At 61.2% G+C, this 23,585-nt stretch carries 16 protein-coding genes and 2 pseudogenes; 6 read left to right on the forward strand and 12 right to left on the reverse strand.

Going from position 1 to position 23,585, the window contains the following annotated elements:
* Positions 1 to 36 precede the first annotated feature (36 nt).
* Positions 37 to 1,194 (reverse strand): HPP family protein, encoded by a 1,158-nt coding sequence (locus B0G69_RS22130; RefSeq protein WP_199731318.1) that lies wholly within the window; start codon positions 1,192 to 1,194, stop codon positions 37 to 39.
* A gap of 411 nt (positions 1,195 to 1,605) precedes the next feature.
* On the opposite strand from B0G69_RS22130, the gene B0G69_RS22135 reads away from it, so the two are divergent.
* Together B0G69_RS22135 and ltaE are read left to right on the forward strand one after the other, a co-directional pair.
* Positions 1,606 to 2,112 carry a universal stress protein gene (locus B0G69_RS22135; RefSeq protein WP_121321028.1) on the forward strand — a complete coding sequence of 169 codons (507 nt, stop codon included), beginning with the start codon at positions 1,606 to 1,608 and terminating at the stop codon, positions 2,110 to 2,112.
* A 239-nt stretch (positions 2,113 to 2,351) separates the two neighbouring features.
* The gene (gene ltaE, locus B0G69_RS22140; RefSeq protein ID WP_121321030.1) at positions 2,352 to 3,359 is read left to right on the forward strand and encodes a low-specificity L-threonine aldolase; all 1,008 of its coding nucleotides are present in this window, start codon (positions 2,352 to 2,354) and stop codon (positions 3,357 to 3,359) included.
* A 59-nt stretch (positions 3,360 to 3,418) separates the two neighbouring features.
* On the opposite strand, the gene B0G69_RS22145 is transcribed toward ltaE, so the two are convergent.
* Positions 3,419 to 4,786: an MFS transporter gene (locus tag B0G69_RS22145; protein WP_199731392.1), complete on the reverse strand. Its 1,368-nt coding sequence runs from the start codon at positions 4,784 to 4,786 to the stop codon at positions 3,419 to 3,421.
* 773 nt (positions 4,787 to 5,559) lie between these two features.
* Here B0G69_RS22145 and B0G69_RS22150 point away from each other — a divergent pair.
* Complete coding sequence (locus tag B0G69_RS22150) at positions 5,560 to 8,013, forward strand: glycogen/starch/alpha-glucan phosphorylase (RefSeq protein WP_121321034.1); 2,454 nt, start codon at positions 5,560 to 5,562, stop codon at positions 8,011 to 8,013.
* Between the two features lie 103 nt (positions 8,014 to 8,116).
* Here B0G69_RS22150 and B0G69_RS22155 read toward each other — a convergent pair whose 3' ends face one another.
* The 7 genes from B0G69_RS22155 to B0G69_RS22185 form a co-directional block, all read right to left on the reverse strand.
* Positions 8,117 to 9,235, reverse strand: a complete 1,119-nt coding sequence (locus tag B0G69_RS22155; protein ID WP_121321036.1) for a hypothetical protein — start codon at positions 9,233 to 9,235, stop codon at positions 8,117 to 8,119.
* 328 nt (positions 9,236 to 9,563) lie between these two features.
* Positions 9,564 to 9,899 (reverse strand): hypothetical protein, encoded by a 336-nt coding sequence (locus B0G69_RS22160; RefSeq protein WP_241991431.1) that lies wholly within the window; start codon positions 9,897 to 9,899, stop codon positions 9,564 to 9,566.
* A 160-nt stretch (positions 9,900 to 10,059) separates the two neighbouring features.
* On the reverse strand, positions 10,060 to 10,446 hold the full coding sequence (locus B0G69_RS22165; RefSeq protein WP_121321038.1) for a DUF6232 family protein: 387 nt from the start codon (positions 10,444 to 10,446) through the stop codon (positions 10,060 to 10,062).
* A 468-nt stretch (positions 10,447 to 10,914) separates the two neighbouring features.
* Positions 10,915 to 11,928, reverse strand: a complete 1,014-nt coding sequence (locus B0G69_RS22170; RefSeq protein ID WP_121317754.1) for a tyrosine-type recombinase/integrase — start codon at positions 11,926 to 11,928, stop codon at positions 10,915 to 10,917.
* The gene (locus B0G69_RS22175) at positions 11,921 to 12,895 is read right to left on the reverse strand and encodes a tyrosine-type recombinase/integrase (protein WP_121317752.1); all 975 of its coding nucleotides are present in this window, start codon (positions 12,893 to 12,895) and stop codon (positions 11,921 to 11,923) included. The genes B0G69_RS22170 and B0G69_RS22175 overlap by 8 nt, the downstream gene beginning before the upstream one ends.
* Positions 12,892 to 13,851 carry a tyrosine-type recombinase/integrase gene (locus tag B0G69_RS22180; protein WP_121317750.1) on the reverse strand — a complete coding sequence of 320 codons (960 nt, stop codon included), beginning with the start codon at positions 13,849 to 13,851 and terminating at the stop codon, positions 12,892 to 12,894. The genes B0G69_RS22175 and B0G69_RS22180 overlap by 4 nt, the downstream gene beginning before the upstream one ends.
* Before the next feature lie 438 nt (positions 13,852 to 14,289).
* A complete protein-coding gene (locus B0G69_RS22185; protein WP_121321040.1) occupies positions 14,290 to 15,516 on the reverse strand; it encodes an MFS transporter in 1,227 nt (408 codons plus the stop codon).
* Between the two features lie 379 nt (positions 15,517 to 15,895).
* On the opposite strand from B0G69_RS22185, the gene B0G69_RS22190 reads away from it, so the two are divergent.
* The 3 genes and pseudogenes from B0G69_RS22190 to B0G69_RS22205 form a co-directional block, all read left to right on the forward strand.
* Positions 15,896 to 16,987 carry an IS630 family transposase gene (locus tag B0G69_RS22190; protein WP_121321042.1) on the forward strand — a complete coding sequence of 364 codons (1,092 nt, stop codon included), beginning with the start codon at positions 15,896 to 15,898 and terminating at the stop codon, positions 16,985 to 16,987.
* Between the two features lie 391 nt (positions 16,988 to 17,378).
* On the forward strand, positions 17,379 to 17,702 hold the full coding sequence (locus tag B0G69_RS22195) for a hypothetical protein (protein WP_121321044.1): 324 nt from the start codon (positions 17,379 to 17,381) through the stop codon (positions 17,700 to 17,702).
* Positions 17,703 to 19,703: 2,001 nt separating this feature from the next.
* A pseudogene (locus B0G69_RS22205) lies at positions 19,704 to 20,084 on the forward strand (IS630 family transposase); the annotation flags it as partial.
* Between the two features lie 520 nt (positions 20,085 to 20,604).
* On the opposite strand, the gene B0G69_RS22215 reads toward B0G69_RS22205, so the two are convergent.
* The 3 genes and pseudogenes from B0G69_RS22215 to B0G69_RS22230 form a co-directional block, all read right to left on the reverse strand.
* On the reverse strand, positions 20,605 to 21,975 hold the full coding sequence (locus B0G69_RS22215; RefSeq protein ID WP_121321048.1) for an MFS transporter: 1,371 nt from the start codon (positions 21,973 to 21,975) through the stop codon (positions 20,605 to 20,607).
* 248 nt (positions 21,976 to 22,223) lie between these two features.
* Positions 22,224 to 22,709, reverse strand: coding sequence for a universal stress protein (locus tag B0G69_RS22220; RefSeq protein WP_121321050.1), 486 nt, complete (start codon positions 22,707 to 22,709; stop codon positions 22,224 to 22,226).
* A gap of 682 nt (positions 22,710 to 23,391) precedes the next feature.
* Positions 23,392 to 23,547 (reverse strand): annotated as a pseudogene (locus B0G69_RS22230) (DsbA family oxidoreductase); the annotation flags it as partial.
* Positions 23,548 to 23,585: the final 38 nt, after the last annotated feature.

The raw sequence follows: 23,585 nt of genomic DNA on the forward strand, positions 1-23,585 counted from the left end.
ACAAAGTGATGTATTCGCTTCTGCTGCCGGATGCCGTCAGGCAGTCTGCTGTGCCTTCATCACGGTTTGGCGGTAGAGGCCGGAGATCAGGTCCACCTGCGTAATCATGCCGATCAGATGCCCGGCGGCATCGAGCACCGGAATATGGTGGTGGCCGTGATGGGCGAACATCGGCACGAGGTCGGTGATCGGCGCCGAGACCGCGATGGTGCGGACCTCGGTACTCATCACGTGGCCGACGGCCGGAGGGCGGCGTGCGTCGCCCCGCAGCCAGCCGTCGATGTGTGTGGTGATCGGCGCGAACTTGCTGAAAACCCGCTTATCGACAAGGTCGGTTCGCGTCACGATGCCGATCAGGTTCTGGTCGGCATCGATAACGGGGAGCGCCTTGACCTTGTTGCGTTTCAACAGACCCCACGCAGTCGTCGCGCGCGTGGTCACGGAGACCGTCACCACGTGACGGGACATGATGTCTTCGCAGCTCAGTTCGTTGAAGCTGCGCGAGAAGGCCTGAAGCTGCGTTTCGCGCAGCAGCGATTCGAGATCGTCCGGATCGATGTCCAGCATTTCGCCGCGGCGCTTCAACACCGTGTCGAGATCCGCGCGGGTGAAGCCGCCTGGCGACGCGTCGTCGGCTGGCGCGCTACGGTTCTGCCGCCCCGCGTGCGGGTAGCGATGGCCCGTGACGGCGTGATAGGTGAGCGCCGCGGCGAGCAGCGCAACCGACTGGAGCGCAATCGGCTCCAGCACGAACCGGTAGCCCAGCGCATGAATGGCGGGCCCACCCAGCACCGCCGTCAATGCGACTGCGCCCGACGGCGGGTGAACGCAGCGCAACGCAAACATCCCGCCGATCGACAGCGCGACCGCCAGCGCGGCGGCAAGGGTCGGATCGGCGACTGCATGGGCACAGGTCACGCCGATCGTCGCCGACACGAGATTGCCGCCGATGATCGACCAGGGCTGCGCGAGCGGACTGGCCGGCACGGCAAACAACAGCACGGCGGATGCGCCCATCGGCGCGACGAGCAGCGGGATGTTCGGGGCCGGCCCCAGCAGCAGATACATGGAGCCGCCGGTGAATGCGATGCCGAGCAGCGCGCCGAGACACGAGCGGGCGCGCTCCTGCCATTTCACGGCGACCGGTGCGGGAATGAAACTGGCAAGCCAGCGCAGGGCAATGGAGCGGAACAAATCTGGACGGGGAAAGGAGTTGATGATGTGGCCCGGCATTACCGGGGAAACCCTGGCAACACGAGTGCTCTTTGGCGGTCATTATATTGCATTGTGATATAAAAATTGACTCCAGATCTGTTCCACGGCGAGCAGCAATGTCGTTTCGTCCTACAGATCGAGTCTGGCGATGCGCGATTTGGGCATGACGATTGAGCATTGCTGGCCGAGTTTTCTTGCACCCGCTTTCACCTTCGGATGCCAGGCGGCTCATATATCACAAAATGACATACAATGAACTGAGAATATGCTGGCGCTGGGGCTATGCACTGTTGGCGTCGAGCGTGGCGCACCCGTTTTCGCCTGTGTCGTATGAGAAGCGGGCGGCCGTGTTGTCGCGTTTCGCAAACGCAAAGCACAGGGAGAAATGACATGCCGACATTCAACCGCATTCTTCTCTGTTACGACGGAACCCGGGAGGGGCAGCACGCGTTGAAGGACGGCGCTTCTCTGGCTCAGGAGCTTCACGCGGAAGTGCACGTCCTCTCCGTCCTCAACAATTCCGCGTGGATTCAAGGCGCCGACATTACCTCCGCCGTGCCAATCGATCTCATCACCGATTCGGCCAGAAGTTTGCTCGACGAAGGGTTGCAGAAACTCGCCGCGCGCGGAATCATCGCGCGCGGGCATTTCGCCATCGGCGATCCGCTGGACGAGATTCCGCTGCTGGCAAACGAACTGAAGGTCGATCTGATCGTCGTCGGGCACCGTCATTCGAGCCGGCTCGCGCGCTGGTGGGGCGGCAGAAGCGACGGCCTGCTGCTGGACCGGGTCGGTTGCAGCGTGCTCGTCACGATGGGACCGGAAATCGGTCCGCACGCAGCGGTGGCCGGAAGCTCGGGCGCTGGCGAGACGACGCGCCCTGTCGAGCATTCCTAGCGCAACTTGTCGGCGCGAGCGCGCCGGCTTTGCTGCAATTGCATCCCACGGGTGCGGGCCGCCGCGCCCGGTTATCGCATGTCCTTGCCGATGAGTGCTGCGCTGCACCAGTGACAAAACAAAAACCAAAAAGCAGAATACACGGCTGACCCGCCACCACCGCACTCCCTCGCCGCACGATTAAAGGGCGCGCTGCCGGCGGGCATAGGCTGTCATTTATGGACGCACAGGGACACACAATGATCGATTTGCGCAGCGATACCGTAACCCGCCCGACTCCGCCGATGCTCGCGGCCATGTCGGCCGCTGAAGTCGGCGACGACGTCTGGGGCGACGATCCCACCGTACTGCGTCTGCAAGCCACGGTCGCCGAACGCGCCGGCAAGGAAGCCGGCCTGTTCTTCCCGAGCGGCACGCAAAGCAATCTCGCGGCATTGATGGCGCACTGCGCGCGCGGCGACGAATACATCGTCGGCCAGTTGGCTCACACGTACAAATACGAAGGCGGCGGCGCGGCGGTGCTCGGCAGCATCCAGCCGCAGCCGCTCGAAAATGCCGCCGACGGTTCGATTCCCCTCGAGAAGATCGCCGCCGCGATCAAGCCCATTGACAACCACTTCGCGCGCACGCGTTTGCTGGCGCTGGAAAACACCATCGGCGGCAAGGTGCTGCCGGCCGGCTATGTCGCCGAGGCGGTGCAGCTCGCGCGTCAGCGGGGTCTCGCGGCTCACCTCGACGGCGCGCGCGTCTACAACGCGGCAGTCGCGTCGGGCAAGCCGGTCGCGGCGCTGTGCGAGCTATTCGATTCCATCTCGATCTGTTTTTCGAAGGGACTGGGCGCGCCGGTGGGCTCGGTGCTGGTTGGCAGCCAAGCGCTGATCGACGTGGCGCACCGCTGGCGCAAGGTGCTGGGCGGCGGCATGCGCCAGGCCGGCGTGCTGGCGGCGGCGTGCCTGTATGCGCTGGATCACAACGTCGAGCGTCTCGCCGACGACCACGCGAACGCCGCGCATCTGGCCGCGGGTCTGGAGTCGATCGAACAGGTGAAGGTGCAGTCGGTCGCGACGAACATGGTGTTCGCGCAGTTTCCGCAGCAGCATTGCGCGCCGCTCGAAGCGTGGCTCAAGGAGCGCGGCATCCTCACGCAGATGCTGTACGCGTCGCGCTTCGTCACGCATAAGGACGTGTCGCGCGCCGATATCGACACGTTCATCGCCGCCGTGAAGGGGTATTTCGCGGCGCGCTGAGCGGTGCCAGGTTAAGCAGGCGAAGAAGCGGGGGCGCTGTCCACAGGCCCCCGCTTCTTTCATTTCGCCGACGCCTTGACGTGTGCATCCGCGCGATGCGACGGCGCGAAAAGCCGCAGTCCGCTCGCGAGGCTCGCCGCGCCGGCGAAGAACGCGCCGGTGCCGAGCGCGAGCGTCGGACCATGCCGGCCGGCAATCCCGAAGCTCAACGCGACCAGCGCCGCGCCGGTGGTCTGCCCGAGCAGCCGCGCGGTTGCGACGATGCCGCTCGCGCCGCCGCTGCGCTCGGGCGGTGCGCTCGCCATCAACGCCTTCAGATTCGGCGACTGGAAGAAGCCGAAGCCCGCGCCGCAAATCGCCATCCGGATGCCGATGTCGAGCACATGCGGATGCACCGGCAACAATGCGAGCGACGCCATCCCCGCCGACATCACCGCAAGCCCGATCGCACCGAGCAGGCCCGGCGGATAGCGGTCCGACAGACTGCCCGCGAGCGGCGCGGCCAACGCGACCACGACAGGCCACGGCGTCATCAGGAAGCCGGTTTCGACCTGGCTGCGATGCAGCACGTCCTCGAAGTAGAACGGCAGCGAAACGAACGCGAGGCCCTGCGCCGCGAACGAGCACACGGCCGTGACCGCGGACAACGCGAATACCGGCCGCTTGAACAGATCGACCGGCAGCATCGGCGCGGGGTGGCCCGCTTCACGGCGAATCAGCAGCAGGCCGAAGACCAGCGCGATCGCCGCCGCGCTCAGCACCAGTTGCGTCGATGCGCGCTGGGCCGCCTCGCCGAGCGCGAAAATCAATGCGGCGAAGGTGATGACGTTGAGCAGCGCCGCGACCGGATCGAAATTGTGCTTGCCGCGCCCCGTGTGTGGCAACGCGGGCCATGCAAAGCCCAACGCGAGCACGCCGAGCGGCACGTTGACCGCGAACAGCCACGGCCACGCGGCCACCGACAGAATCAGGGAGGCCACCGTCGGCCCCACCGCGAACGACACGCCGACGATCAGCGCATTGGTGCCAAGACCGCGTCCGAGCCGGTGCGGCGGATACAGATAGCGGATCAACGCGGTATTCACGCTCATGATCGCGCTCGCGCCGAGCCCTTGCAGTACGCGCGCGGCGGCGAGCAGGGGCAGCGTCGAAGCCATCGAGCACGCGAGCGAGGCCAGCGTGAACAGCGCAATGCCGCCGATATAAATGCGCCGATGCCCGACGATATCGCCGAGCGCGGCGAGCGGCAGGAGCGTCGCGACCATCGCGAGCTGATACGCGTTGATGATCCACACCGACGCCGCAGGCGCCGCATGCAGGTCCGCGGCGATGGCGGGCAGGGCGGTGTTGGCGATCGCGGTGTCGAGCGTGGCGAGTGCGACCGCGAGCATGATCGCGGCCATCGCGCGGCGGTTGGCGGCGGACATCGGGCCGTCCGCCGGGAAAGCATGCGCGGCGGTGGCGCTGGATTTGTCGGACAAAGCGTGGCCCGTCGGGTTATGCATGCCGATGCGGCGGCTCTTAGGGAGCACGACGCGAGCGGCAGGGTTGCGTGGAGTGAAGTGCGCGTCGCCTGATCGGCAGGGAGAAGCGGGTCGCGCGGCGGAATGTAGCGATTGTTACAGAGACGTGGAATTCCTGCTGGCGCGCGGACAGTGCGGGCTTTAATTTGGACGGACGCGATCGAAGCGCATGAACGCAACTAACTGTCAGACCCGTCCAGCCACTTCGAACCGCCGCGCGTATCACCCTGTCAAACGTGACTCGCATCACTGTTCTGCAGACGAGGCAGCCTGATTCAACCATGAAAATCGAATCAATCGACCCGGTTCATCCGCGCGTCACGCGGCGAAAAAATAATGGTGTCGTACGTCTATCTGCGTTCGTCCGTTTGTCCAATACGCGCTGCGACTCGCCATACTCAGGACTGGATTCGGCGCCCGCAATGCACGCCCGCAGTGCCGTCCACGCGCGGATTTGCACCGCGCCCGTGCGCGCAGGCCGTCGCATCGGCGCGCAACGGCTTGTATGCGCCGTGCTTGCGGGCATGGCACGTGCGTGGCTAACCGCTTGTGCTCACCGGTGTGCGGCAGCCGTAAAATGTCCTACTCTGTTTCTTAAACCGCCTGACCGGCACGCGCCTCCCGTCCGTCACCTATGCGGTCCGCGCATGCCGCGTCGTTTTTAACCGGAGGCTTCGATGACAGCCGTCGATCTGGAATTCGACCAGCTCAACAGTACCGTCGACGCGCTACGGCGCTCAATTTCCAATCGCATGATGTACGGCGTCGGCAAGGATGCCGTCACCGCGCATCCACATGACTGGCTGCACGCGGCAGCCCTCGCCGTGCGCGACCGGCTGGTCGCGCGCTGGATGAAAACCACGCGCCTGCAATACGAGCAGGACGTGAAACGCGTCTACTACCTGTCGATGGAATTCCTGATCGGCCGGACCTTTACAAATGCATTGCTGGCGCTCGGCATTCACGATCAGATGAAGGAAGCGCTCGCGAGCCTCGGCGTCGATATGGAAGCGCTGGTCAATATCGAGCCCGACGCCGCGCTAGGCAACGGTGGTCTCGGCCGGCTCGCGGCCTGCTTTCTCGATTCGATGGCGACGCTCGGCATTCCGGGTTTCGGCTACGGCATCCGCTACGAGTACGGGATGTTCCGTCAGGAAATCGTCAACGGCGAGCAGGTCGAAGCGCCGGACTACTGGCTGCGCGCGGGCAATCCGTGGGAGTTTCCGCGGCCCGAGATCAAGTACATGGTTCACTTCGGCGGGCGCACGGTGCAGCGCGGCGAAAAGGTCGAGTGGATCGACACCGAACATGTGAACGCCACTGCTTACGACACCGTCATTCCCGGCTACGCGACGGACGCGACCAACACGCTGCGGCTGTGGTCGGCGCGCGCCACCGATGAACTGGATCTCGGCGCGTTCAATCGCGGCGACTACCGCAACGCGGTCGACACGAAGAACATGTCGGAGAACGTCTCGCGCCTGCTGTATCCCGACGACTCCACGCCCGCCGGCCGCGAACTGCGGCTGCGCCAGGAATACTTTTTCGTCTCGGCGACCATGCAGGATCTGATTCGCCGCTATCAGCGCACGCACAGCACGTTCGGGCGCTTCGCGGAAAAAGTTGCGGTGCATCTGAACGACACGCACCCGGTACTGGCGATCCCCGAGCTGATGCGTCTGCTGGTGGACGTCCATCATCTGCCGTGGGACAAGGCCTGGAAACACGTCACGCAGATCTTCTCGTACACGAACCACACGCTGATGCCCGAGGCGCTCGAAACGTGGGACGTCGAGATGCTCGCGCGTCTGTTGCCACGGCATCTCGAGATCATCTTCGAGATCAACGCGCAGTTTCTGAAGCACGTCAGCGAGCACTCGGGGCATGATGCCGAGATGATCCGCCGCATTTCGCTCGTCGATGAATACGGGCAGCGGCGCGTGCGCATGGCGTATCTGGCGATCGTCGCGAGTCACAAGGTGAACGGCGTGTCGAAGCTGCATTCGCAACTGATGACGCGCGACATCTTTGCCGACTTCGCGCGCATCTATCCGGATCGCTTCACCAATGTGACCAACGGCATCACGCCGCGCCGCTGGCTCGCGCAAGCAAGTCCGTCGCTGTCGTCGCTGATCGACGAACGGATCGGCAAGCATTGGCGCAGCAATCTGTTCGAGCTGGAGCAGTTGCGCAATCTGCGCACCGACAGCGGCTTCATCGACGCTTTGCGCGACGCCAAGCGGCAAAGCAAATTGCGGCTCGTGCAACGCCTCGCGCAGCATACGAAACAGCATTTCAATCCGGACGCGTTGTTCGATCTGCAGGTCAAGCGTATTCACGAATACAAGCGGCAACTGCTGAACGTGCTGCACGTGATCGTGCGCTACAACCAGATTCGCGCGAATCCGGAGCGCGACTGGGTGCCGCGCGTCGTGATGTTCGCGGGTAAGGCCGCGTCCGCGTACCGGATGGCGAAGTCCATCATCAAGCTGATCGGAGACGTCAGCGAGAAGGTCAATCACGATCCGCTGATCGGCGATCGTCTGAAAGTGGTGTTCGTGCCGAACTATGGCGTGAGCGTGGCCGAGCTGATCATTCCGGCGGCCGATCTGTCCGAACAGATTTCGATGGCGGGCACCGAAGCGTCCGGCACCGGCAATATGAAGCTCGCGCTCAACGGCGCGTTGACGATCGGCACGATGGACGGCGCGAACATCGAGATCTGCGACGCGGTGGGGCGCGAGAACATCTTCATCTTCGGCCATACCGCAGACGAGGTGGACGACCTGCGCGCGAGCGGCTACCGGCCCCGGCACATCTATGAGGAAAACCCGGAGTTGCGCATGGCGCTCGACCAGATCCGCAGCGGCTACTTTTCGCCGGACGACCCGCTGCGTTTCTCGGATATCTTCCACACGCTGGTCGACTGGGGCGATCACTACATGGTGCTGGCCGACTTCGACGCGTTCGCGAAGGCGCAGGAAGAAGTGGATGCGCGCTTCGTCGACAGGCGCGCGTGGACCGAAAGCGCGATCGAGAATGTCGCGGGGATGGGGCAGTTTTCATCCGACCGCACGATCGGCGAATATGCGCGCAATATCTGGCGGGTGAACCAGCTCGATCTGGATTGAGTATGCCGGCTCGCTGATTCTGTTTCGTTTTAGCGCGCTACAAGTGACAAGGCCGTGCGGTTCATCGTTGGACCGCACGGCCTTTTTTATCGCACCAGTAATCTCACGGCGCGAAACTTTCGCTCGCGTTCGCCGCACGCAGACCCAACTGGCCGCGCTGGAAATCGAACAGCACGTCGATGTTCTGCATCGCCATCAGACCCACCACGATGCGGTTCGCGTTCGGCTTCGCCTTGACGATCGTGACTTGCGCACTCTCATAGTGATGCGTCCATGAACCCACGCCGATCGCCGCCTCGTAGTTGCCGCGATTGAGCACGTTGCCGACGTCGTCGTCGCCGGTCCAGTTCGGCGTCTTGTCCGTTTCGATGCGGATCATGCCGGAACTGCCGGTGGCGAACACCAGTGGCGCGCAGAAGGTCATCTTGTCGGCGACGCGTACGCAGCCGGTCGGCCATTGTGTCGCGCCGTCTTTCGATGCGGCCAGCGGCAGCATCGTGTAGTCCTTCGTCAGCGCATTCGACGGGCTAAGCACGAGGTAAGGCTTCGCGAAGTTCGAGCGCACCAGATAGCGTTGACCGATGTTGCCCGGCAACGCGCGCAGCGGCTGCGTGCAGCAGCTATCGCCCGGCAGGTCCGCGCCGATGCCGGCAATCCCGGAGAACGCCCAACCGAATTCCCCGCTGTAGCCGTCCATCGCGACACAACGCTTTGCGCTCGGCAGACAGCGCACCACATCGACAGCCTGCGCGGCGATCGGCGCCGGCTTCGTGCCGGCCACGCTGAACGGCAGCGTCACTGCGGCGCCCACCACTTCCGCGCCGTTCGCGAACGACAGCGACGTGACGTCGCCGGCGCGCATGTAGTTCGAACCCGGCAGCGTCGACTTCAGGATGCGCACCCCTCGCGTGCCGGTGTCGACTGCGACGTACAACGGCTTGCCGTCGAGCTGGAGCGGCAGGCCGAGGCGCGCGTGATCCTCGTCGGCGCGCTCCACGTGCAGCGGAATCAGCAGGCCGTCGTTGCCGCCGTTGATCAGCATGGCCGTGGACGGGGGCGGCGTGGGCACCGGGAAGGTGGCGGCGCAACCGCCGAGGGCGGTGGCCGCGCACGCCGTCAGGCAAGCAAGACTCAGCTGGAGGGCACGCAAAGCGGCACGGAGGCGAGTTTGCCAATGCGCACGAAGAGGCCGCCGCGCGGCATGAAGAGATGACAGGGACATGGATCACGCTCGCTAAAAGGCGCGGTCCTTTTGCGGGGCAATGCATCGCAATGCCTGGAGGCGCTTCGGGTCGGCGTGAGGCCGACTCGCGGCATGTGCGGAGCAGGCGCGAGGCAGACTGATCGCTCATACAAGCCCGCCCCGACGGCATTCACGAGCGGCCGCGCATGGAGACACGCTCAAGCACATCAAAGCGAAGGCACCCTGCAAGAGGAACGCAACAACGGAAGCGGCGACTCTACATGGCCGCTCGGGCGCAATTGCCAAGATGTGTAAAGGTTTACTCGCGGTGAGTCAGGCGCCGGTACGCGCCTGCATCAAGCCTGCTTCAATCCGGGCGCGAAGCACGCATCATGGTCGCATGCGCGGGGCCCAGCGTCGCGCGGTCGAGGGCGGTGGTCAGCACGCCGATCACGTCGTCGAGACTGCGCGAGGTCACTTCGATGCGAAAGACGATGTGCTCGCGCAGCGGGTCGACGGTCACGACGTAGAGACGCAGATCGCCGCCGAGCGCGGCATGGAGCGCTCGCCGTGCAAGCGCCGACGACGTGCCGGGCACGGTCACGTCGATAACGACGAGCGGAACCATCGGATGGATGGCGCGGCGGCCGATGCGCGAAACGCGCAGCACGGAGATTTCAGACGGGGCGACTGAAGTGAGCATTATGGTTGCGCCGACCCGCAAGAGGCGGCGCGCGTTGTCCATACTCGCTCCACTTTTATCGGGCGCGCCTCAATGGCACGCAAAAGCTGGTGCTGCACGAATCAAACTTGTGCTAACGAACTCGTGCTAATGAGCGAGCCTCGCGCAAACGCGAACAGCGTCACGCCTTTTGCACCGCCGCCGCTTTCGCTTCGTCCACCGCGGCGCCCACCCGCTCGACGAATTCGCGATCGGTGCTCATCAGCGCTTCGCGTTCGCCGTCGGCCGTCTGCACCATCAACCGATGCGTGATGTCCTGCGTGGCCCAGGTGAGCCAGCCGACCACGACCAGCATCACACCGCACACGATGCCCGCCGGCGAACCGAAGATCACGCCGGCAATCGCGCCGATCAGGCCGAGCACCGAGATCGTCACCGGCAAGACCTTGTTCTTCGGCACGGTGACGACCTGCACGCCCAAGATATCGCGCAGCGGAAAAACCTGACCGGCGGACGAGAGGGCATTGCGCGTGACCGACACGCCGCGATCGTTGAAAGGGGTTTCCATCGGGTTCAATGCAAGGTAGTGAAGGAGATGGGCGCAGCGTAGCCTTCAGTTTCCTAAAGTTACGGACTTTTTCACCCTCTCTCAGGCATGCGGAACAAGGCGCGACACTTTCAGTGACTAAAAAAAATTCACTACGGAATTTTCTGACTAAATTATGGCGGAGCGTTTCAGGGACGGGTTGCGGCGGCCTGCCTGGCATACCCGTTGGCTTCTAGCGCTCAGCTGGAAAGTCGACGTCGGAAAAAGTCAACTGAGCAGGTCGTTGTTTGCAGTAGGTTTGCATTGTACGGTCTTTTTTTCAACCTCGGTGGTGTGACGTCTACGTCAGCATCCGGCGGGTCGTCGGCCTTATGCGAAGCTTTCCATAAGGCCGATTATGCCAAGTCGTTGATTATGGAAAGTAGCAGGTCGGAACTCGCGTCGAGAGCTGATGGAAAGCGGCAAGCACGAATTCCGGCCTTTGCATAATCACAGCGCCTTCAGGAAGTTGAGCAGCGAGTCAGGTGCCCGATAGCGCGGGACCTTGCTGCCTGGTTCGTGAAGCCTGGCAAGCGCACGTTCCTTCATGTTCAGGTCGGCTTCGACGTAATGGTGTGTCGTGACGGGGCTCTCATGTCCGAGCCACAACGCGATTACGCTGATGTCGACGCCAGCCTGTAGTAGGTGCATGGCCGTGGTGTGTCGGATGGTATGGGGCGATACGTGTCGCTCTGCCAGACCGGGAGAGGAACGGGCTGCGTTCCTGGCAGCCAACGTCAGCCTCAACGCAACATTGGCTCTCGTCATTGCGTGACCGTTCCGATTCGGAAGCAGTGGCGATGTCGGCTGGAATTCCGGATTGACCCGCAACCATGCCCGTGCCGCCTTCACGGTAGAGCGCCAAAGCGGCACACTGCGCTGCTTGCGTCCTTTGCCGCGCAAATGAATGCAGGCAGAACTGTCATCAAGGACCACATCCGCAACTTTCACCCCGGTAATCTCCGAGACGCGCGCTCCGGTGTTGTACATCAGCAGGAACAGAAGGTGATCGCGTTGGCTCAGCCAGGAACCGCCGGGCGTACCGATCACCGTTAGCATCTCCTCGCGCGACAGATAGCTAAATATCGGGCGATCGAAGCGCTTGACCGGAACGCCCAAGGCGCGCTCAATCGCTTGTAACGACGCGACATCGCGGTGCGCGGCAAACTTCAGGAACGACCGCAGCGCTGCCAGACGTGCATTGCGCGTGCGTACACAATTGTGCCTTTGACGTTCAAGGTGATCGAGGAAGGCCATGATCAGTTCCGGCGTCATATCGGCGAGTGCCATCGTGGCTGGCGGCTTGCCCAGGCTCGCCTCTACGAAGTCAAGGAAGAGTACGAAGCTATCGCGATAGGCTGCAATGGTTTGCTCGCTGAGTGCCCGCTGCTGGGTCAGGTATTCGGCGAACCAGGCTTGCACGAGCGCGGCAAACGAAGGCGCTGTCTTAGTTTGCCTATACATTGCCGTCTCCGGCGAGATCGGCGAAACGCTCAAACTTGCCGCCGGCCAAGGCCATCAATTCCGGAACAGCCGTCAGATACCAGTACGTGTAGAAGATCTCGGCATGACCCATGTAGGTCGACAGCGCCAGCATCATCTGATCGATGTCGGTACCCTCGGCATGCCAGAGCATCATGCGTCGCACGGCGAAGGTATGCCGCAGATCATGAAGCCGTGGCGCCGTATGAGCGCCGCGGTTCACCCAGCCAAGGCTATCACGTAGCGAGTTGAAGACACGATGAGCCTGTCGCTCTCCAAGGGGCTGTCCCAGTCGCCGACCACGACTGCTGATCAGAAACGACATGTCAGGGGTATTGGCAATCTGCTGAATGCGTTGCCGTCGGTAGCGCCTTAACGCGGCAACGGTGCCCGGATGGATCGGCAGTTGTCGCGACTTGGCGACCTTGGTCTGTCGAATGGTCAGCATCCCACGCTTGAGGTCGACGTCGGCATCGCGCAAATGAATGGCCTCGGAGACCCGCAGGCCAGTCGAGGCCATCAGGCCGAACAAGGTCTCGTAGGTAACTGGCCGGAGACTTCCCTTTGGATCGAGCCGGCAGGCCGCCGCCAGCAACGCAACGATTTCGTCCTCATGGAAGATATGCGGGGCAACACGTCCCCGCTCAGGACCGAACACCGCTTCCTCCGGGATTTCGGTATCCGGTTCGAACTGCTTCAGGTAGCGGGCGAAGTGGCGAACTATCGCCAACCGGGCCGCCCAGGTCGCCGGCGTGTCACGGTGCCATTTATCCTGCCGGGCCCAATCCGTCATGAGGTCGGCCGTAAGTGGGCCACGGTGATGCCGATCGGCGGCGTAACGGGCGAAACTGGCCAGGAGCGTGTCCCGCGAGCGCAACTCAAATCCCAGGGAGCGCCTCTCGACGAAGTAGTCGTCGATCCGCTGCTGCAAGCTGATGCGCGCGCTCATGATTGACTCCCCGGCCACGGCAGAGCGACTGCCGACAGCTTCGGCGTGTCTAGCTTGGCGTAGATCAGGGTGGTATTGAGCGACCGGTGACGCAGCAGGTCAGCCACTTCCTTGAGCGAGCTGCCGTTCTCGACGAGGCGACAGGCCAGGGTATGCCGAAGTGCGTGGGCAGTGGAGTGCAGCAGACCGCTACGACTGCAGGCCCGCTTGATCACCTTCTGGACCGCCGTCGAGGTAACGGGCTGGTCTCGCCCTGCTACTCGCCGGACAAAGAGGGCCGGGTGGCTGGTCGCTGGACGTTCGTGTTGCAGATAGTCAGCCAGCGCCTGCCCGCATGCCATCGGCAACGGCATGACGTCCTGGCGCAGCGACTTCGTGCCTCTCAACGTCACAGTGCCTTCGCGCCAGTCGATGTCGCGGATCATGAGATGTGCGATCTCGCCAGAACGCAACCCCATGTCCAGTGCCAGCCGGACCATCGCATAGCTACGCTTCGGCCAGCGCCGAGCGCCTGCAACGGCGCCCAGGAGGCGGATAACTTCTTCTGGCTTGAGCGCACGTGGCAGGGATGCCAGCTTCCAGTGGACCGGATTCAGAATGACGGTGGAGAGCTTGCCGGGTTGGTCTCCGCAAACGGTCCGGTAACGCAGATAACTACGTAACGTTGCTGCCAGATGGGAGGCATAAGAAGCCGAGCCGCCTGCTCTCAACTGCGCCGAAAGAAACTGGCGAACATCGTCGGGGCGCACCTTTCTGAAGTCGATAGCGCACCGCTCGAATCTGTCTCGCAAGAGCAAACCGACAACACGAAGTCGGTTCTTACGGGTCTCGGCTGCCAGTCCCCGTACATCGCGCAGATATGCATCGTAGCGATGCAATTCGGCAGTAATGTGCGGTGGGAATGATGCAAAAGACGGCGCGTTGGACTTGGCCGGGTACAAACGGGTTGGCTTCATAACGGTCCCCTCAGGTGGAACCGTTACTCCAGATCATCGCTGAGATTATGTCGAGTTCGTGGGGCGTCACCTGCCGCCACACCCTGTGATTACCGGTTCGTGCCGCCGACCAGCACAGCTACTTTCCATAATCAACGACTTGGCATAATCGGCCATAGCCGACGGTCGCCTTTCTGTAAGCGTGCGGCGGGTGCAGGTCGCTTTGCTGACATTCGCAAACAGGTGCCGGTGAATGTCAGCCTTCGCTAAATGTGAATGAGTCTTCCCGACCCACAACGGCCAGTGAGTTTTCTCGAAAGCGGCCATTCAGGCGGCGCTGGCAGATAGCCGCCGAGCTTCGTCCAGGCTAACGTTCAAGTAATGGTCCTGATCAAAACGACACTGCTTCCACATTTTTGCCAATAAAGTCTCCGCGCGGGACGAAACTGATTGCTGTCATTAGCCGATTCCACCAGCGAGACGGGCTGATTCAGGCAGGGATTTCAATCGCAGCATTGCCACCACGCCCAAAGCAGGCCCCGGAGCCAGAAACGCAAATGCCCATTGCCAACCGAAGGTGTCCGCGAGCAACGGGATGAGCCAGATCGTTGCGACCGTGAGGATGAAGCCGACGGCAAGCTGCAGTGTCAGGGCTGTCCCTACATAAGATTGGTCTGCAAGCTCTGTCACCATCGCAGAGAACTGCGCCGAGTCCGCGACGACCGTGAAGCCCCACACCAGGCCCACAAGGAGAAGAAGCCACGTGGACGAGTCGAACAACAGCCCGATGAGCACGCAGCAACTCCCGGAAATAGCCATCATGAGGGCAGTCGTCCTGGTCCTGCCCCACCGATCTCCGAGGATGCCACCGACCCAACAGCCCAATCCGCCAGCGGCGATAACCGCGAATGTCGCGTAGGCCGCGGACGAGCCTACCCTGATGCCCTTGGCTGCCAGCGCTTGCGAGAAGAACGGCAAGAACCACGCATACATTGCGAACAGTTCCCACATGTGGCCGAAGTAGCCAAACGAAGCGAGCCTAACCCCCCGATTCTCGAACACGCGCCACGCCTGCGTGGGATCGAACGTCGCCCTGGGAAAGGGAAAAGGGCCTTCCTTCACCGCGACCACTGTGATTAAGCCTCCCGCGAGGGTCAGCGCGCAGGTTACGTCGATGACCACCCGCCAGTTCAGTCCACCGAGTCCGTTGATGAGATGGGGCATCGCTTGGCCGACCACTATCGCTCCAACGAGAATCCCTAGCGCGATACCGCGCCCCTCGCGGAACCACGTGCACATCAGCTTGAGGGCTGGCGGGTAGACACCAGCGAGGCAAAAACCTGTTGCGAAGCGCAATGCGATTCCGACGCCTGCTCCGCTTGCGACCTCCAGCAGTCCGTTCGCGGTGGCAGCGCCGACCGCTCCGCCCAAGATCATATGCTTCGGCGGCACGACGTCGGAGAGGTTAAGCAGGCTCGAGACCAGTGCCCCGCACACAAAGCCGAGTTGAACCGCGATGGTTAGCCACGCGGCCGCACTTACGGACAGCGCCCATTCCGCGCGCAATTGAGGAATCACTGCAGCGGCCGAGAACCACGGTGTCATCGACAGGACGAGCGTGACGGCGAGCAGCGTCAGTGCACGCCATCGACGATGATTCTGCTCCTGGAGGACGTCCCCGCTCACTCTCGGTCTCCGTGCTCAAATGTTGAATCGACATGGACCCGCCAGCGCGGATATTGCGATGCTCGTCCGCCGGCATGTAGAGCATGCTTGCATGTAGATCTTTGGTCGAGCGCCACGAGTCCCATATCGATGCACGGTAATGTGGCGGCTGATCGAAGGGAAGCCGGCATCGGGATCGATTCGTTGCATTTCTTTCGTCATCGCGGGCCTTTTTGTGACTACGCAGAATCGGCGTTTGCTCGATCGGGCCTCGGGCAGTACGCCCATAAAACGCTAATTCTAGACCTCCTTCGAATGACCGAAGCTAGTGTCCCGTTCTGTTGTTAACTAATCTATGTTCACGTAGCATGCTGGTATCAACGGAACGGGAGATACCAGCATGCCCATGGGACGACCGAAGGCCGACCTGGTATTGAGTGAAGATGAGCGCTCGCAACTGACTTCGATAGCGCGTTCGCGCTCGATTTCGGCGGCGCTGGTGACGCGTGCGCGCATCGTGCTGGCTGCTGCTGCCGGGGAACCCAACAGCGCAATTGCCCAGCGTCTTCAGATCACGCGTGCCACGGTGGGCAAGTGGCGTATCCGGTTCCTGGAGCATCGCATCAACGGGCTGTATGACGAAGTGCGGCCCGGCAAGCCGCGCACGATTGACGATGAGCGGCTGGCTCAACTGATTCACAAGACCCTGCACACCAAGCCAGCGGATGGCTCCACGCACTGGAGCGTGCGCACGATCGCCGCCGAAACGGCTATCTCGCCGACGAGTGTGCACCGCTACTTCAGGCTGCTGGGCCTGCAACCGCATCGCAGCGAAAGCTTCAAGCTCTCGACCGATCAATTCTTCATCGAGAAACTGCGCGACGTGGTCGGCCTGTACCTGAGCCCACCGGAGAACGCGCTGGTACTGTGCGTGGACGAGAAGAGCCAGTGTCAGGCCCTCGAACGTACGCAACCCATGCTGCCGATGGGTTTCGGTTACGTCGAAGGCGTTACCCATGACTACGTTCGTCACGGCACCACCACGCTGTTCGCCGCCCTGAACGTACTCAACGGCGCAGTGCTCGCCACCTGCAAGCCGCGTCATCGGCATCAGGAGTTCCTGTCGTTTCTGCGCGAAATCGACAAGGCCGTACCGGCTGAACTCGACGTGCACTGCATCGTGGACAACTATGGCAGTCACAAGCATCCCAAGGTCAAGGCGTGGCTGGCAGCAAAGCCCCGCTGGCACATGCATTTCATTCCTACCTACAGTTCGTGGCTTAACCAGGTCGAACGCTTCTTTGCGCTGATCACCGACAAGGCCATCCGCAGGGGCTCGTTTGGCTCGGTCAAACAACTGATCAAGCGTATCGATCAGTTCGTTTCCCACTACAACGAAAACTGCAAACCATTCATGTGGACCGCATCCGCTGATTCCATCCTCGAAAAGCTACACAGACTCTGTTCGCGAATCAGCGGAACGGGACACTAGCCGGGTGCCACCATATGCAATGGACATACGCAGCTCGAACCTCGCGATGATGCGATCGACAGCACGCGACGCGAAGAAGATCGCCAATTCGCCAATTGCGAACCGCATATCGACGGTCTCCGGCATTTGCTTTCCGAAGAGGCTGGCGCCGTCACTGTGCCCGGGAGATACTTTCGAACAAGCTTCCCCGGCTCTTCGGCAAAGTGGCGAGCGTTTCCGATAACCGATCGCCGACGCCTCAACCGCAAAGAATCGTACGTGGGAAAGCCCTTAAAGCCACCCCACACGCGTCCATCTGTAAGCGTAAGGTCCTGGGCAACAGACGCGCGTGGGAAGGACTGGCAAGTTCGTCTATGCCAGAGCAGAGGCTAACGTGATCGGAGAGTCTCCCATGAAGAAAACCCGACAACTTTTCTTGGCTTTCGGCATCTTCCTGTTATCGCCGTTCGTTCGCGCAGATTCCGTCAAACTGGAGTTTGTTGTGAATCTCAAAACCGGCGAACGCGGTATGCCCAATCAATATGACAAGCTAGAACTCGGTGAGGGCAGCGGGCGCTACGTTGCTTCTCTAAGGCAAAGCGGAAAGGTGACAAGCAAAGGCCTTCTCGAGGGTGCGACCGTGCTCGACTGGGGATTTCACGAGGTCCCGACCGAAGAAGCGGCCGCAGTTGGCTGGAATGAAGCGGGACCGAGTGCAACCGTTTCAGCACCTTAGCTACCGCAGGACTGAGCGCTTTCATTGTCGTTCACATCGTTCTGTAAGGTTCCCCAGCATACCAGCCGCCGCTATTGCGACGGAACCAGAAATTTTCCCCACAGCGGCATATTGCGAAGCTTCGATTCTGCAACTCTGGCGCTCGCAACATTCCCAACAGGAAAGCACCGTCGACGGGCGCAGGTTATAAAGCCTGGACGGTCCAACAACACGTGTCGCCTTCTGCCGGTTGCGCTTTACGTGCTGCAACAGCGAGCGGAGTTCACCAAGTCGCGCAGGGAGACGGGCGATGCCTTCAGGAGAGACGATGGTCGGCTACGAAAAGCAGCGAACGATATGCCCGTTGATTGCGCCAATGCATCTTTTCGGCTCGGGCGAGATGGAAGGGATACGTGCAGTCAAACATGTCCGCAGCTTGACTCAGGCCGTCTATGCATTGCAGCAATGTTGGATGCCGTTTGATCGAACTAGCGGCCAAGCCCGAATCGGATGTACAGGTTGGTGCAGTCCAGCAATGCCAGATCAAGCGGCACGCGGATCAATCTTGCAACGGCCCGCGCAAAGCGAAGAATTCGCTGCTGTGTGGCATTTGCGCACCCTCCCAAAGCAAGGATTATCAGCGGTCTGGGTTCTATGCCAATCAACCTTTCGTGGACGCGAGGTGACGGACTTCAACCTGGTTTGGCGAACTGGTGCCTGCTCACCGGTGAAGGACGGGAGGGGGCCTTCTGGCTTGCGCTTTGCGACCACAAAGAGGGGACGGCATAGGTAGCAAGGCGAAACCTGCATCGACGGGTGTGTACATCGTGGAGTCACCGCGGTGAGGACGGCGCACTTGCGTTAGGCGCCAAGGTCGTCGATCGTCTGCCTACGGGCGTGGCTCGTTCTCCGTTTCCAAAGGCTGCCGCGTTTTTGGGGCCGGCTTGGCCGGGGCATTTTGTGCCCCACATTTTTCCAAGGCCACAATCGCTTTGTGAGCGAGTGAAATCGTTTCGGCGCATGCAGCAGGGTCGACGCCTATTGATTCGCATTCACCACCATCGTTTACGCGCGCCAATGCGTTGCGCACCTTCTCAAGGGCCGCTGCCGGAGAACCGTTGTCCGAAATCAGCGCCGCTAGATTAAATGCGCTCCCGGCCGGGGTAACTACCCAGGCTGGGCATGGAGGTGTCGCTCGGGCGCCAATCGCGACCAAGATTGTTAACACACCGGCGACCGGCCAGCAGTATACCCATGACTTCGATAAATCGATCATGAACATCACCGCGTTGGTTTAAGGGGTTATTGAACTAACCTAACAAATCGCATTTATTTCGATGCTTGAGTACATAGGCAATGCCCGCCTTTCCTCGATGCTTCATACGCAAGTTTAAAAATATAAAACTAATCATAAAATGAAAGGAGCCGATTCAGTCGAAACCTAGCACGTAGCGGCCGCTCACCCGGAAGTAGTAGCGAATCGGCCAAACAATTGCTCGTAACACGTCCCGACGTCTGCTTCATGGGCGCCGGCCATAAACGAAACGGGAGGTACCCGACTAACGCACCGCGAATCCATAAAAAAAGAAACTGGATTAAGCGCGCCATTTTTAGATAAGCCCTTTGCCGCACCTCTTCCATAATGCGGTTTAAGCTTATATATCAAAACAAGGTCCGTCGCAATATGCGAAGTTAATCCAAGTTAATCCATCAGGAATCGCGAAGTCCGGTTCGTTTATGTTAATAGCGGTTCAGCACAGGCTCTCCGGTTTGACAGTAGTAAGTTGCCTAGCCTGCAGAGGACGGGTATGGCCGAGCGGGAGCTAAGTGGTAAGTGGTGTACGGGGAGTTGAGGCGGGAGATTAAAAGCGGTGGAGGTTTCAGCTGAGAATCTGATTGTCGAAGTCAGAAAACCGCAAACAACAAACCATCCACCATGAGCAAGTTTACGGAAAAAGAAGTGGTTCTGAGTGGCCTCATTATGCCGATCATCCCCGGCTCGATTACGCCGATCCGTGACACCACGGCACCACGACGCTGTTTGCCGCGCTGAACGTGATCAATGGCGCAGTGCTCGCCACCTGCAAGCCGTGCCACCGGCATCAGGAGTTTCTGTCGTTCCTGCGTGAAATCGACAAGGCCATACCGGCTGAGCTTGAGGTCCACTGCATCGTCGACAACTACAGCAGTCACAAGCGTCCGAAGGTCAAGGCGTGGCTGGCAGCGCGCCCCGCTGGCACATGCATTTCATTCCACCTACAGTTCGTGGCTTAACCAGGTGGAGTGCTTCTTCGCGCTGATCACCGATAAGGCCATCCGGCGCGGTTCGTTCGGTTCAGTCAGGCAACTGATCGCATCGATCAGTTCGTTTCCCACTACAACGAAAACTGCAAATCATTCATGTAGACCGCCTCCGCTGACTCCATCCTCGCAAAGCTGCAAAGACTTTGTGCGCGAATCACAGTTGTGGCGGCGACAGTGGCACGCATGGCCCTTCTGGAGTGACACCGTCGAAACTTATGGCTTTCGCGCCGGCACGTTGCCGGGAGCGCCTCGATTGTCTGGCTGTGACGAAGCCCCTGGACGGTCTGCCCCACGATCCTGGCGCGCACTGTTGTCGCCCGAAGTGTTCTTCTTCCTCGGCGCGCTATCCGATGCCATCCGATTTAAGGTTTGCAATTGCAGCAGCTTTAAAAGCCGGTCGTTTGTTTCAGCATTGCCCGTTCCGGCCAGGCCGCATCCGCATACCAAGCCAACCGTCAGCGTCCATCTGATCATCATAGACGCGTGGCCGCAAGACGGATGTTGGAAAAGCGGTGAGGCATCTGAAGCCGCGCGCAGACCTGCGCTAATTGCACGCTCTGCGCGCGGCAAGGCCGCTGCGCGACCGATCCGTGTCCGACCGGCCGCCCATGCTGATCGATCATGCACTCGGGGTGGCATGCCCGCTGTCGCCGATCGGCCGCGGGTCATCGTATTCCCGCGAAATATCCTTGTTCGTGTAGTCGCCCAGTCGCGAAGCGGCGACTAGGCTGAGCACCGCACATGCGAGGATGTAGATCGCGATCGCATAGCCCGAATGGAAGTAAGCGAACAGCGCGGTAGCGATCAGCGGTGCAGGGCCGCCGGCGATGACGGAGGCCAACTGGTAGCCGAGCGATGCGCCGCTGTAACGCAGCCGTCCCGTGAATGATTCAGCGATCAACGCCGCTTGCGGACCGTACATCATCGCATGCGGTACCAGCGAGAGCACAATGGCCGCGAAGATCCACGTTGGATTTTTGGTGTCGACCATTGCAAAATAGATGAAGCCGAATACGCCGACAGCCGCGGCCCCGATCATGTACATGCGTCGCCGTCCGATCCGATCGGACAGATGTCCAAACAGCGGGATCGTGCCGAATTCCAGCACGGAAGCCACCAGCACCGCTGTTAGCAACAGGTCTCGCGATACGCCTAGCGTCGTGACGCCATAAGTGAATACGAAGGCCGTGAAAATATAGAAGGGCGCCTGTTCGGCCATGCGCGCAAAAGCCGAGAGAAAAATGTCTTTCGGCTGGCGGCGCAAGACTTCGAGCATCGGCGTCTTCTCGATCCTGCGCTCAGCCACGAGCTTCGCGAAGATCGGCGTTTCCAGAATATTCAAGCGGATATAAAGGCCGATCGCGACCAGCACGATGCTGAGGAAGAAAGGCACCCGCCAGCCCCACGTGAAAAATGCGTTGCCGAAGATTTCGCTCATGGCCAGCACTGCCAGGTTCGCGAGGAACAGACCGGCCGGCACGCCGAACTGCGGCCAGGACGCGACGAAGCCGCGATGCGCGTTGGTGCGTGCCCACTCCATAGACATCAGGACCGAACCGCCCCATTCTCCGCCGACGCCCACGCCCTGGATGAAGCGCAGCACCGTGAGCACGACGGCGCCCCAGATGCCGATCGCCGCATAGGTCGGCACAAAGGCCACGGCAAACGTGGCGAGTCCCATCAGCAACAGCGTCACGATCAACGTGGCCTTGCGTCCGATGCGGTCGCCGTAGTGGCCGAATATGGCCGCGCCAACCGGCCGCGCGAGAAAGCCGACGGCATAGATCAGGAAAGCCTGTAGTGTGCCGACGATTGGGTTCGATTCGGGAAAATACAGCTTGGCGAATACCAGACCGGTGACGATGCTGTAGAGGAAGAAGTCATACCATTCGATCGTCGTACCAATCGTGCTGGCGATGACAGCGCGGCGCAACTGGCGCCGTGCTTCCTCATCGGAGAGGGGCATCGCCCCTGATTGCGAGGCAGCCATTTGAAACCCCCTAAAAAAAGGGTGACATCCTGGGTTGACAGTTAGGGCATCGAGAGGTTCCGACATGGCTCGACGCGCGACCTGCAGGCGCGCCTTGACGCTCGCCTGCAGGCGTCACGCGCCTGACGCGCGAGACGCCGGCCCTCGTGCGCTTATTCGTAGAGCAAAGAATTCGGTTTCATAGGCGCGTTTGAAAGCTTTCTGTGACGGGCATCGGGAGCTAACCGTTTATTGCGGTGGCCCGGCATTCATACAAACGGAGTTTCGTCCGTCGATTGTTGCGCGGCCTTCGCGACGCGCTTTTTGAGCGTCGTCGGATCGCGCACGATCGTGACGGCGCACGGTGCATAGGCGAGAACCTGGCGGGCGACTGAGCCGATCAGCCAGCGATCGAACGGCGTATGGCCGCGATGCCCGACGACAAGATGGTCGATAGCGTGCTGCTCCGCGTAGAGCACGATCTCCTTCGCGGGCTGCCCTATGATGAGATCGAACTCGGGATGTTCGCCGTCGGAGGCGAGCGTCGCCTTGAGGTCGTCGAGGACTTTGTTGGAGTGGCGCAACTCGTAATCGACCAGTTCCTGTCTTTCCAGTTCTATCGAACCCCAATCCGGCGCGCGCGCCACGACGAGCACATGCAGGCGCGCGTCAAAACGCTTCGCGAGATCGACCGCGAAAGTGACAGCAAGTCGCGCGGATGCCGACCCGTCATAACCTACCAGTACGTTCTGCATGATCTGCTCCTGTCCGGTTCAAACCGGAACATGCCTTGATTGAACCGCGACCGTTCCTCGACTTCGCGGCGTCGGCGGCCAGGCATGCGTGATCGACTTGCGGGCGTGCCGCGCGGATCAAGGCGGACGGCGTCCCCACCTGTGGCATTCAATCAGTTGTCGTCGCTTCGACTCGGAAGATGCTCGTGAGGTTCGGGCTCTTCCGCGTCGGCGTTAGGAAGGTCGTCGGCCAGCGGTTTTGTCCCTCGCGGCGAGTGGGTCTTGCGGGGCGTGGCGGAGGGGGGCTGCGCGGGGTCGAGAGGTTTGTCAGTCGGTTCAACGGACGGATCGGAGTCCATGATCTGCTCCTGCGCTGATAAATGCGGTTGCTATTTCTTTATGATAGACCGCATTGAGTTTGACGCCCGCGCGAAAGCCGTATCTGCCACTGCGGTTTGCTGCGGCGCGCAAATGGGCGAGGCACGGTTTCGGCCCGACAGTGAAGCAATCAACGGAGGCGTCAAGGCAGCGCATGCCGCGACGTGCCGTATGCGGCGACTTTCATCAGGAGTATCGGCGGCCGGATTTTCGATCGATCGAAACCAGTTCGCGTCAGTCGCCAAAGAGAATGGCGTCCGCTATTTCGTAGCGCTCGAACCACAAGTCCCCGTCTAACCGACCTTTGCATCGACGCCGTCACCGCCTACGCTTCAGCCAAAACCTGCTCGATAGCCTTCACGAACTCCTCCACAGGTTGTCCTCCCGTCACCAGATATCGACGGTTGAAGATAATAGTCGGCACCGACTGAATGCCCAACTCCTGGTCATTCCGTTCTTCCGCGCGAACTTCGTCGCCATAGGCGGCAATGTCAACTTGGAGGCCGCGCTGGGTAGAAT

Origin of the sequence: Paraburkholderia sp. RAU2J (assembly GCF_003634845.1) — a bacterium.
Classification (GTDB): domain Bacteria; phylum Pseudomonadota; class Gammaproteobacteria; order Burkholderiales; family Burkholderiaceae; genus Paraburkholderia; species Paraburkholderia fynbosensis.